This window comes from Mongoliitalea daihaiensis, from assembly GCF_021596945.1.
In the GTDB taxonomy this organism is placed as follows: domain Bacteria; phylum Bacteroidota; class Bacteroidia; order Cytophagales; family Cyclobacteriaceae; genus Mongoliitalea; species Mongoliitalea daihaiensis.
Window position 1 is genome coordinate 3,560,470 of sequence record NZ_CP063779.1, and the last position, 12,166, is coordinate 3,572,635.

The 12,166-nt window shown below is 36.4% G+C and carries 9 protein-coding genes; 2 read left to right on the plus strand and 7 right to left on the minus strand.

The features are described from left to right. Positions 1–22: 22 nt before the first annotated feature. The 5 genes from IPZ59_RS15215 to IPZ59_RS15235 form a co-directional block, all read right to left on the minus strand. The gene (locus IPZ59_RS15215) at positions 23–841 is read right to left on the minus strand and encodes a polysaccharide biosynthesis/export family protein (protein WP_236136899.1); all 819 of its coding nucleotides are present in this window, start codon (positions 839–841) and stop codon (positions 23–25) included. A 90-nt stretch (positions 842–931) separates the two neighbouring features. Next, positions 932–2,083 carry a hypothetical protein gene (locus tag IPZ59_RS15220; protein ID WP_236136900.1) on the minus strand — a complete coding sequence of 384 codons (1,152 nt, stop codon included), beginning with the start codon at positions 2,081–2,083 and terminating at the stop codon, positions 932–934. Beyond that, complete coding sequence (locus IPZ59_RS15225; protein WP_236136901.1) at positions 2,043–3,617, minus strand: hypothetical protein; 1,575 nt, start codon at positions 3,615–3,617, stop codon at positions 2,043–2,045. The genes IPZ59_RS15220 and IPZ59_RS15225 overlap by 41 nt, the downstream gene beginning before the upstream one ends. Next, the gene (locus IPZ59_RS15230) at positions 3,614–5,308 is read right to left on the minus strand and encodes a DUF6044 family protein (RefSeq protein ID WP_236136902.1); all 1,695 of its coding nucleotides are present in this window, start codon (positions 5,306–5,308) and stop codon (positions 3,614–3,616) included. The genes IPZ59_RS15225 and IPZ59_RS15230 overlap by 4 nt, the downstream gene beginning before the upstream one ends. Beyond that, complete coding sequence (locus IPZ59_RS15235; RefSeq protein ID WP_236136903.1) at positions 5,271–6,836, minus strand: hypothetical protein; 1,566 nt, start codon at positions 6,834–6,836, stop codon at positions 5,271–5,273. The genes IPZ59_RS15230 and IPZ59_RS15235 overlap by 38 nt, the downstream gene beginning before the upstream one ends. An 83-nt stretch (positions 6,837–6,919) precedes the next feature. Between IPZ59_RS15235 and IPZ59_RS15240 the strand changes: the two genes are divergently transcribed. Then, a complete protein-coding gene (locus tag IPZ59_RS15240; RefSeq protein ID WP_236136904.1) occupies positions 6,920–7,918 on the plus strand; it encodes a polysaccharide deacetylase family protein in 999 nt (332 codons plus the stop codon). Here IPZ59_RS15240 and IPZ59_RS15245 read toward each other — a convergent pair. Both IPZ59_RS15245 and IPZ59_RS15250 read right to left on the minus strand, forming a co-directional pair. Beyond that, positions 7,915–8,841 carry a GNAT family N-acetyltransferase gene (locus IPZ59_RS15245; RefSeq protein ID WP_236136905.1) on the minus strand — a complete coding sequence of 309 codons (927 nt, stop codon included), beginning with the start codon at positions 8,839–8,841 and terminating at the stop codon, positions 7,915–7,917. The genes IPZ59_RS15240 and IPZ59_RS15245 overlap by 4 nt on opposite strands. 2 nt (positions 8,842–8,843) lie before the next feature. Next, positions 8,844–9,986, minus strand: coding sequence for a glycosyltransferase (locus IPZ59_RS15250; RefSeq protein WP_236136906.1), 1,143 nt, complete (start codon positions 9,984–9,986; stop codon positions 8,844–8,846). A gap of 855 nt (positions 9,987–10,841) precedes the next feature. On the opposite strand from IPZ59_RS15250, the gene IPZ59_RS15255 reads away from it, so the two are divergent. Then, complete coding sequence (locus IPZ59_RS15255) at positions 10,842–12,068, plus strand: hypothetical protein (RefSeq protein ID WP_236136907.1); 1,227 nt, start codon at positions 10,842–10,844, stop codon at positions 12,066–12,068. Positions 12,069–12,166: the final 98 nt, after the last annotated feature.

Below are 12,166 nucleotides of genomic sequence, written 5' to 3' on the forward strand. Positions count from 1 at the left end.
TACTCCAAATTTCTCCTTCCACCTACTGATTTCCACTGATGATACTGTAAATAAGTAGCCCGGTGAAGAAAGCTGTTAAACCCAGTTGTACTGCACCAAGGAGGTTATCAGCAGTTCCAAATTGTCGGATCTTTCGGGGTTCTAGATACAAGATATCATTATTTTGGATAAAGAAATACGGAGAGGCAAGCAAAGCCCGATCATTTAAATTAATTTGATGGATTTTAGTACCTCCATCGTATTGCCTAATCAAGAATAGTTTCTCTCGTTTGGCTAGTAAATTGGTTTCTCCAGAGGTTGCAAGTGCATCGAATATGGTGGCTCTATTTCGGAAGATCACCTTCGTCCCTACTGAACCAAACTCCCCTAAGGTAGTATACCTGATACCTGCGGTGCGTAGGCGAACAAATACTTCTTCTTTAAAATATAAATTGATTGCTTCTTGAACTTGATCTCTTGCCTGCTCTTCAGACATGCCTCCTACTTTTATTTTCCCCAAGCGAGGCAATTCTACAAATCCATCTTTATCAATACCGTATCCTGTAAAATAAAAAATATCGGATCCGCCGCCACCGCCCATCATGCCACCCCCCATCATGCTTCGCGCACCCTGAAAGGTGAAGGCCTCAACCAACTCTTCGTCAGAGGTGGCAAAGTCAACATCTATGATGTCAAAAGGCTGCAAAATATAAACATAGTCAACCTCTGCGTAGGGAATAAACTCATTTAAATCAATAGGTTCATTTCCGGCAAGATTTTGCAAATACGTGATACGTTTGTTGCTGATACAGGAACCAAATATGAAGATGATTAGAATAAATAGAGAATGACTTTTTATCATTTTGATAGTTCAAATGGATTCAAATATAGGAAAGTATCCGAATTGAAAATAATTCTTCAACTTTTAACTTTTATGGCGATTCCTATTAAATCAGAAATAGTTTCCTTTTATAAATAATTTAGCCAATACTCTTAAACCTGATAAAACATGCAATAAAATTCCTAAAAATATTAGAATATTAATGATTGAATTGAACTTGATCGTGAATATTTTTTTAAATATGGTCACGATAAAAATGTAAAGAACGAATGAAATTTGCCATATAAAATTAAAATGGTAAACTCTTTCCCCCTCTTCCACAAATAATGCAAAAATCATGAAGCTCCCAAGTAGCATCAATAAGACAAATTGCAATTCAAGGTCAACTTTTTTCTTATATGTGATAATAATTAACAAGCTGATTAGAAAAGCAAAACTTTTAATAAAATCTTTTACTGGATTCAAAGAATAAGATTGCCAACTTTTGAATACTCCAATACTCACGTTGTTTTCACCAGTTTGATAAAAGTAGTGTGAGAATTGAGAGCTATAAATAAAAAAATAAGAAAGCCCTATAAGAACCAAGGTCCCCACCAAATAATAAATTACCATTTTTTGTTCTTTGGGAGAGTTTATTTTGTAAATAAATGAAAGAACACATAAAGCCAATGGAAAAACAAATAAAAAACTAGGTTTGATTAGGAATATACAAAAAGAAAAACTCCAAATTTTGAACCAAGAATATTGTTTTTTAAGAAGGTAATTTTTTCCCTCTGAATATAAAAACAAACAAAAAGGAAATGCCAAAAGACCTGTAGAATTATGAAAGATTTGATGTGAGAAATTTCCAAGCATCCATTCAGCATCCCAACTGTGATGTAGGATAAATGGAAAATAAAAAAAAGAAGCTAAAGCTAAAATAAAAGATTTATTCTTTTCAAATACCGATAAAAATTCATTTTCTGCCCATATAAATTTAATACTGACCCCAACCACTGAAAGTACAACTGCTCCCCACAAATATGAATCCTTTGAAGGGGAAAAAATGTCTGCAAAATATAAACTAAGATAATAAAGCGGCGGAAAAATGATTTTACTATCTGCAAGTGCTTGTTGGAGTAAATTATAATGCTCTTTGAAGTCTGCATTCGAAAATTCAAATAAGTAGTTTCTGTAAAAAACAAACATCAAAAGACTAAAAATAACGGTAAGAATATTAGTACTAATCAAGTTTTTCAATTTTCCATAATTCAAATTTCCCATAAGTATTTATTCGTGAACTTGTATACGTTCCATAATAATAATTAAGGTATTCAGGTAAAAGGCTTGGATCATCTACTCTACTTTGAATTAAATAAATTGTTTTCGCATCATCAAGTCCTTTAAGGCCCAATCTATTGTAATGCCTAGCTTGCATTGGGCTTCTCGAAATCCAACCCATCATACTAAATGGTATAGGGTTATGAATGTCATAAGAGACCTGATGAAGTTCTGCATTTAAGCCATGAATAAAAACAAGGTTATTGATAGGGACATCATTTAAACAAGCATAAACTTCTTTATTCCATTTAGCCCATTTCGTTTTCGAAACCCATACATTTATTGAGTGAAACATTAGTAGAGTTGCAAAGCTGTAGCTAATTAAGAAAAAAACTATTGCAGGAAATTTAAACCTGAATTTTAGGTGAGTTAGGAATAAGGCCCCAATCATTATCAAGCTGAACATGGTTTGCACCCTCCCAGCAAGTAGAAAGAAATAATTGAAAAATATGTAACAAATAATCCAACTAAAAATAAATAAATAAAATCTTGGCCTTATAAATCCGATAATTAAACAAAAGCAAGTCATAAAAATCAAAAAGAATGATTTATAATATTCATATTTGAATGTCTCAAAAATTCTGTCTAGAAATCCATTTGCATACTGTTTTGACCAGAACCCTTTATTAAGCTCTTCTTTTTTAATTTTTAATTGACTAACAGTTGGGGAATCTGACTTTTCAAATAACCACTCTTTAAAATAATACCAAACTGGATCTGAATTATTTGATAATTCATGGTCTGTAAATTGATAATAAGGATGATCAATTACTCCTGACCGAGCACGATTAAATTCTTCAAAAGAAACATATTTCAGGGAATACCTAAAACCACTTTGTACGGTAAGTAGTAAAACTAAAATAGCTATTAGTTTCTTGTTTAAAATTAACCCCGCTAAAATCTTTTTACCTTCCCCTATTGTAAGTAAGTAAACAGCCCAACCAAATAGGATAAACAAGAGTGATTCCATTCGGATCAGCATCGATGAAATCACTAAAAAGTAAAAAACATTTAATGATAAATTTTTAGAATTGGCTTCTATTGTTCTTAGAACTAAACCGAGAATTCCAATAAAACCTGCTATTCCGGCAACGGCTGTAAACTGTAAAAAATATACATGATGAATATGATAAGCTAAATAAATTGAGGACCAAAATAATCTTTGTGGAACTTCTTTAAAATAAGTAAAGACGATAATTAACCAGCCATAGCATGAAACTGATAAGACTAAAAACCAAATAATAATATACCATGGAATTGTGGCAGCAAGACTATATAAGCTCGCCAAAAAACCAGATAGTATCGGGTGGATAAAAACTGCATAAAACTCAAATTCTCCGGTGTATGCGCCATTGACAAGCCACATCATTAATACATCATCATTTACTTGAAAGCGAAATGGAGTAAAATAAAGAACTAAATGAAGCCCTAAAGAAAAAATAAGCAACTGTTGATTGATTGTTAATTTCTTATTCATCGAATTGAATACAGGTAAATCTTCCAAGCCGAGTATGGATGTTCAAAACTATTTAAAAAAAGTAATTCTGAAACCTCTAATGGTACTGATGCAAGTATAAAATCTGCATTTAAATTAAGCTTGAGAAATGTAAAATCCCAAGAAAGTGAAGAAATTGGTTCTGAATCAACCCAATGATAACGCATGAAATCATCCGGATAGGTCTTGTTTTGAAAATAGCACTTATTTCCCCACCTCCAAAACTGCCACTCCAAAAAGGTATTTCCTGCAATCTCATTTGAAATAACCTTGCCGACCAGGTGTTTATAATCTAGCGAATAATTCTGTAAATATCCATCCAAAGTCAAAAAACCATTATACACGCTAACAGCAGGAGGTAAATTCACATGTGCAATCCGCTTTTTTTTCCAATCTGGTCCAATGAATTCCTTGATGGCTTCATATTGTTCTTCTGCATAGTATTCTTTAAACGAAGGAGTTATAAAAGGACTTAAAAGAGTTGAATAGGAAAAGCTATGCCGCCATTCATAATGATAAACAAAAATATTCATACCAATCAAAATGAGTAAAAGCATCTTCTTTGCCCAAAACTTGATTTCCAATAACCATAAACCAACTATTGAAAAAATTAAAAACGGAATCCAATGATTAAATCGAAGAAGATTAAGAGAAGGAAGCAGGTCCATAGATGGTAGGTGTATATCCCATGAAAAATACTTTGAAATAGTCCAACAAAAAGCCATTAATAGCAATATAGGCACTAGCAACCAACAATGAATTTTCTGAAATGATTTTGTTACTATCCAATAAATTACTGCCCCAATAGCAATTAGGGGATAAATGAAACTATAAACTATACCACTGTAGTCTCCTTGCAATACGATAGTCCAAACATTCCAGTCCTTCCACAAAAATTCATAATAACTAAATTCTGATCGATGGGAAACAAACTCATAGGGTATGAAAACTTGATAAATGTAATGATACTCTTGGATAAGGTAAATTAGCAACCAAATTCCCTGTAAGAGCCAAAGATTTCGATGAAATTTTTTTTCTTGATATGCTTTGATGAATAGATAACATAAAAACCCCGCCCACACATACATTCCACTCAAAAGTGGCATTGAAAAAAAACCATAAATTAATAAAAGAATAAATGCCCGAAAATCTAATGACCTTGATTTATAATACCCATAAAGCCAGCCCAATAACGGGATGGAGGCAAGGCTAATCCCCCTATGTGGATAAAAAACTAAGCTTGCCCAAATACAAGCGATCAAAATTCGTTCTAGTTGACTTCCATTTTTTGAAAAAAATTCTAGCCACACATACATAGAAAAAAAAGCAATACATACAATAACAGCTTTTTGAATTGCATAGGCAACCAAAGTATTTGGCAAATAATATAGAAGTGCAAAACCGTTGAGTCCAGAAGGAAATGAAAAACGAGGAGTCTCAATTAAAAACCCTTCAATTGTAGTATTAGGGAGACTCCATAATTTTCCCTGAGAAACCAAGGTTTTTAACCATACAATATTAGAATCCAAATTATCGGATATAATGATATGAACCCCATCACCTAATAAAATGTATGGAAGTAAAATTATGAAGCACATCAGGATTACCGAGAACAATTGAATCCCTATATTTTTTTTACTTGAATGAATCATTCGCTCGAATCCAAAGTTCATAGGTTTCATTTGCTACAGTATAAGTAGCCATTTTTTCAAAACTACCTTTTATTGATACAATGGGGTGATTTTGTGCTGCATATATTATCAAATTGTATTCATCCCAATCAATCGGTAAAAGTTGCAATTGCTTCTCATCCCAGATACCTGGAACCATTGGATGCGTTAATCCCAATGCATACATTATACCTGGGTTTTCAAAAAATGCTAATACTTGACCATTTTGAATATCGTATTTATTCATATGCTCTTTAACAGTAGTTAAAAAATCAACTTTTGGCTCATCTAGAAAAACTCTATTATTATCGGATATGTAATATGGTACCTTTTGATTGAATAAAGACTCCTGCCGAAACGGAAATAACCATAAACACCAAACTAATAAAACCAGGCTTACCATAGGAAAAACAACTTTAAAAAAGGGTTTCAATTGGGGAGTTGTGTCTGACCATAGTAATACCAATAGCATCCAAAATGGCAAATAATGTATAGCTAATCGCAAAAAATATACATTACTTCCTGTATGTAACATCCATGGGAATAGTAATAATATAAAATAACTTACATAAGTTTTAGTAGGCATCCAATAGCGGTCAGGACTTAGGTAACCTAATAGAGCAATAAAAAATACCATAAATACAATGGTAATTTCATTTACTACTAGGGTAATAAAAGCAATCAAACTAATAAAAATCAAAGCTAGAACAACATTTAACAATGTTAAATTAAAAATCAAAAATTTCCCAGCCAAAAATCTACCACTTATAAATGACAAGCCAAACCATAATCCACCGATCAATAGAGTTTTGGTTAAATGAACCATAGAATAATGTGTTAATCTATCACCTAATCCTAAACTTTTGAAAAGTTCCCAAAAACGACTTTCACCTAAATACACAAACAAATAGAACTCAAAAAGTATAAAGGGGATTAATAAAGCAGGAATGTACAGATACAAATTTGGCTTAATCCTGTAAATGAGTAAACTGGAAAGAATTCCCAAAGCTAAGGCAGCTGGAGCCTTCACATAAAGTAATAGCGCAAGCAATATGCCTACCAGTAAAATTTGAACAAAAGAGATTGATTGATAATGAATCCATCTAATAAAAAATAACAGTAAGGAAACTCCCAGCATCACAGTTAAGTGATTATAGGATAAGGATTGTGGTAGAAAAGTATACGATATTAAAACACTAAGACCGAGGACGGGAGTTTGCCAACTTTGATGTAGTTTATGGAGTATTTTTAGAATTTTCGCAAAGGTTGCCCAAGTAATTAAACAAACAATCAACCGAATAACCCGTAACTCCTGCATGGAAAACTCTCTATCCGTCAACTTATGCCAAACCTTGAAAAAAAGATCATAATTCAATAGTCTCTGAATATTTTCTTGACTAGGAACTGTCATTAACAGATATAAGCCCTCGTCAGAAAAATCTAACCCACGAGGAATCGCAAGGATTATAATTATAAGGGCAGCAATAAGACTTGTCCAACTGTAAACAATGTAACTTGAAGTAATTTTCACAAACTAACTTTTACAATATTTCTTTTCACATGAATCCATCACAAATAGACCTAAAGATGTGTATATTTTTTTAACTTTCCCCCATGAATCAGAAAAGCGCTTTTGTGATCAGTTTGGACTTTGAATTGCTCTGGGGAGTGTTCGATAAAGTGGGTCCGCAAATCAATCGCGATTATTTTCTAAATACTCGAGCAGCTATCCCTAATATCCTGGAACTCTTTGAAGCATTCGGCATACAAGCAACATGGGCAACAGTGGGTATGCTATTTGCAGCTAATGAAGAGGAATGGAAGCAGTACCAACCTGCCTTCAAACCATCCTACCGAAATTCAGGCTTTTCTGCCTACGAGTGGGCCGCCAAACATGGCTTGGATAAGGACCTTCACTTTGCACCTGAATTGATACAGCAGATCCTGAAAACTCCTGGACAGGAATTGGGCAGTCATACTTTTGCCCATTATTATACGCTCATGCGTGGGCAAACTCCCGCTCAATTCAGAAAAGACCTGCAAGCAGCACAGCTAATAGCCCAAGATAAATTTGGTATTCGCATGCGCTCCTTGGTATTTCCTCGTAACCATATTCACGAACAGTACTTTAGCATTTGTAAGGAGGAAGGTTTTGACTTTGTGCGAGGCAATCCTAGTCAATGGTACTGGCAGGAAACCCAGCATGAATCCTTTTTAAAAAAAGTATCCCGAACCATCGATTGTTTTGCACCCATAAGTTATGGTTCATTGGTGCCATCAACACAGGTGTACCAAAAAGAAGGAGAACCTTGGGTAATTCCGGCCTCTCGTTTGTGGAGGCCCTATTCACCAAACAACAGCCTGATCAATAAGCTTCGATTACAAAGAATTAAACAGGAAATGACTCATGCAGCCAAAACAGGTCAAATGTATCATTTATGGTGGCACCCCCATAATTTCGGGGACTATCCTCAAGCCTGTTTACATGATTTAAAACTGATTTTAATACATTTTCAAAAATTGCAGGAATCCTACGGTATGGAGTCTCATTCCATGGAAAGCTTGATAGAATCACATAATTTTGTTCAAACACACTCAATTAAAACTCCTTAAAAAACTTCCAATGCTCCTAGACACTGGGACCATGATTGAATCTGATTCAATTGTTTTGGGAGTGTAGAGGAAAGCTTCCTGACCGTCAATTGAGGACCTTTGATTTGGAAAAAGCTCCCCCATCCAATAGCTTGTAAAGTTTTCCCATGCATTTGAGATGCGGTCAAGAGTTGTGCTCCTTCTATGCTTATGGCCTGTTTCAATTGATTTTTCAACTCCTCAGCAGCTCCGGAAGAAGCAGGAATACCCAATTCTACAATACGAAATTCCCGCAAACCAGCCTGTTTTTTCATGCGATAAATGCACCAATACTGTTTGCCATCGCTGATACACTCATACTGTGCGATGGGACAATGTTCATAACGCCAAGAAAAATAGTTAGCCTTACTAGGGGTAGTCCAATAGGAAGTATCAGGGAGTTCAGAAAAATCCATGGAATGAAGCAATTTCCAATCGGATGCTATTGAACCATCTTTTTTCCGAACATTTAGTTGTAGCTGCAGCGACACAGGAATTCGTCCTACGTGTTCCCATCCCAACTTTAAATAACCGGGCATGGATTGTTTATTTGGGGTATTGAAAATAAAATCAACCTTCGAATCGGTACATTCCTGTACCAACTGAGCTGTCAATCGACTAAAAATCCCTTTTCCTTGATAGGCAGGCAGTACAGCCGTATCCACAGCCCGAACAGCCTGATACGTTTGTTGCTCCAAGCGCCATTGCCAGGGCATAAAAGCACGGACACCCACGATTCTTTCCGATTCGCATGCCAAGAGTACCGGAGATGGCCCGAAAGGATTTGCTAGGTGTTTCCATGTCCATAATTCCTCGGATTTAGGCATCAGACCTTCTCCCAAGGATTGGCGTAAGACTTCAACAATAGCAGGGATATCAGTTTCTATTGCTCTTCGAAATTCCATGTTTAGGCATATTTTTGAAGAACTTGATCATAAATTCGCTCCAGCTGTTGTACCATGCGCTCCATGGAAAACTCCTCTTCCACTCTTCGCCGGGCAGCGGAAGCCATTTGTGCATGAAGCTCTGCATCTTGGATCAATCGTAAGGCAAGGGAAGTTAATGCCTGCCAGTTTTCAACTGCACACAAATACCCTTCTACCCCATCTTGCACTACCTCAGCAATTCCTCCTGCATTGGTGGCTACTACCGGTAAACCGCAGGACATGCCTTCTAACATGGCTACTGGTAAACCTTCAAACTCAGATGAGCTCATGTACAAGTCCATGCATGAAAGGTACGGCACCACTTGCTTTTGTACTCCTACCATATGAAAATGAGAGGATTTACCAGAATTTTCGATCAGGTCAACAATCCGGTCTCGCCAATCCCCATCCCCTACCAATAAAAAATGGGTTTGGGGTGCTTGCTGAATAATTTCCAAGGCTACAGCAATCCAAAGCCATAGGCGTTTTTGATCCCGGAAAACGGCAACCTTCCCAATTACGAAAGCATCCAAAGGAATATCAGCTGCCTTTCTGATGCTTATTCCAGCTTCTTTGTTTCGTTGAAATAGATGGATATTCACTCCATTGGGGATGGTTTTGATCTGCAACCGGGCATTTGGTTTAACTGGATCAAAGAGGAGATTTAGCTCCATAGACAATGCCACCTCGTTGGACACGGCAATGGCTACATCCTGTTTTTTAAAGGTCAATCTATTACCCCAATAGGAAAATTTATTGTAGCGATCCCAGGTATTATGCTCGGTATAAACAATAGGGATTTCCAGCTTGCTGCCTACTAATCGACCTAAAATACCCGCCCAAGGCAGATGGGAATGTATAATATTGATCCCGTAGTCTAGTATATACTGACGAATTTTTTTGACTTGAAAAAACAGGCTCAGATTCCCGGAAGGGATCAAATGCACCCGTATTCCAGCATCCTCCAACTCGTCTATAATGTAATCTGGTTGATGAAAAAAGTAGATACAGTGAAATTCAAATCTATATTGGTCATGCAGTTTAGCTGTTTCAGGAATCAGCTTCTCAGCCCCACCCCGGCCCAAGGATTTGATCAAATGTAAAACTTTTATTTTTTTAGACACTGTTGTGATGCAGGTAGAAATGTAAGACGAAGGTATAGAATCAAGACGCTAGAATCAAGAAACAAGACAAATTTAGGTGTAGATTTGAGAAGCGGGAAATTGGTGATTTGTACCAAGAACGAAGTACAAAGTACCAAGTAGGGATTCGAGGAATAGACATTGATGATGGGTTGAAAATACGACCTCTTTTTCACCCCTCCTAGCCTCCCCTCGAGGGGAGGAATGAGTATCACTGGCGATTTTGGTAAAAATGAGATATGTAAGTTCAACTTTTATTGAAGACTAAGTGAAAGTTGAAAAAGGAATATGTTTCCCTATAGGGGTTGGGGAGAAGTACCCCTCCTGGCCTCCCCTCTAGGGGAGGGAAAGGTATCACCGGCGATTTGGGTAAAAATGAGATATGTAAGTTCAACTTTTATTGAAGACTAAATGAAAGTTGAAATTGCAATAGGCTCCCCTTTAGGGGTTGGGGGGAAGTACCCCTCCTGGCCTCCCCTCGAGGGGAGGAACGAGTAACAAATACGATTTGAGTAAAAATGAAATTCATAGGTTCAAATTTTATTGAAGACTAAGTGAAAGTTGAAAACGGAATATGCTTCCCTATAGGGGTTGGGGGTAAGTACCCCTCCTAGCCTCCCCTCGAGGGGAGGAATGAGTATCACTGGCGATTTGGGTAAAAAAGGGATGTGTAAGTTCAATTTTTATTGAAGACTGCATGAAAGTTGAAAACGAAATATGCTCCCCTTTAGGGGCTGGGGGTAATATCCCGACATCCAAGACAACTTGCTTAACAACTATTCACTAATTTTTCCAATTCCTCATTCCTAATTCCTAATTTCTAATTACCTTTCCTTTATGTTTGGTGCCATATTTTTAATTCTTGTGCTCTTTGGGATTTCGCAGCCGATTATGAATGGCCTGCAGAAAAGACATCCTTATCTCAAGGCAGGGCTCCTGAATCAGATGTTCTGGTACCATATGTTTTTTGGCTTGGTGTATTACACGTATACGCTATTCAATCGATCAGATTCCGTTTTATATTTTTTGAATGCAAAAAGTGGGTACCAAAATTGGTTCGATGCTTTTCATGCAGGAACTGAATTTGTAGAGTGGCTGGCTTACCCCTTAGTCAACTATCTTCAATTCAATTATGAAATGGTCATGTTTTTTAGTACTTGGATAGGTTTTATAGGATTTATCTATTTTTACTGTTTTTTTAAAGAGAATCTTCGATTTAATCCCAAATTTGAAGGTTGGGATGCGATAACCATTTTTATGTTTTTGCCCAATATGCATTTTTGGACCGCCTCGTTGGGTAAAGGAGCGATTATTTTTGGAGGATTGGGCCTGATGACGTATGGATTATCTTTACCAGGTAAGCGTATTCCTCAATTAGTTATTGGTGGATTTTTGGTTTATATGATACGTCCACATATCTTTTTTGCTTTGTTGATTGGAATGGCAGTGGGGTATGTATTAGGGCGAGAAAAAGTACCCTTGTATCAAAAGTATTTGACCGCTCTTGCAGGGATTGTATTATCGGTGTTGTTCTATGAAAAAATCATCTTGTATTTAGGCTATGACCCCAATAACTTGTTGCAGAGCTTTGAAGAAGAATCAGCGCTCAATGTACAACGCTTACAAAATGCCGGTTCGGCGGTAGATATGGGGAATTATAGCTTGCCTATGAAGCTGTTTACTTTTTGGTTTAGGCCTTTATTTATTGACTCCCCCAATGTTTTGGGAATTATTGTATCCATGGAAAATCTGCTATATATCTACATGTTCAGTAAAATATTCCATAAGGATTTTATCAAGTTTATCAAGCAGGCCCCCGCCATGGTCAAGATGTCGGGAATTGTATTTTTCTCCATCTCCATTTCCATGACCTACATCATGTCAAACTTGGGAATTATCATCCGTCAAAAATCCCAAATCATGTTTTACATGCTCTTTGTGATTGTGGCATTTTTGGACTGGCAAAAAACACAACGGATTAAAAAACGGGGGGAGATTTATAATCGGATCGTCGAAACTGAAAGAAAGCGGCTCGCAGAAAGCGCGGAATCCACGGAAAAGTAATCTCAAAGAAAAGGTGCTCGCAGAAAGCACAAAATGCACAGAAAAAGCTTTTTATAAGATATAAGGAGAGGTGAAACCAATCAAGTTTTTACACGGAT

Bases quoted from the DNA above. Each gene is read 5' to 3' on its own strand.
- IPZ59_RS15240 (WP_236136904.1), top strand. From the start codon at position 6,920: ATGAATCAGAAAAGCGCTTTTGTGATCAGTTTGGACTTTGAATTGCTC.
- IPZ59_RS15230 (WP_236136902.1), bottom strand. From the start codon at position 5,308: ATGAACTTTGGATTCGAGCGAATGATTCATTCAAGTAAAAAAAATATA.
- IPZ59_RS15220 (WP_236136900.1), bottom strand. From the start codon at position 2,083: ATGGGAAATTTGAATTATGGAAAATTGAAAAACTTGATTAGTACTAAT.
- IPZ59_RS15225 (WP_236136901.1), bottom strand. From the start codon at position 3,617: ATGAATAAGAAATTAACAATCAATCAACAGTTGCTTATTTTTTCTTTA.
- IPZ59_RS15255 (WP_236136907.1), top strand. From the start codon at position 10,842: ATGTTTGGTGCCATATTTTTAATTCTTGTGCTCTTTGGGATTTCGCAG.
- IPZ59_RS15215 (WP_236136899.1), bottom strand. From the start codon at position 841: ATGATAAAAAGTCATTCTCTATTTATTCTAATCATCTTCATATTTGGT.
- IPZ59_RS15245 (WP_236136905.1), bottom strand. From the start codon at position 8,841: ATGGAATTTCGAAGAGCAATAGAAACTGATATCCCTGCTATTGTTGAA.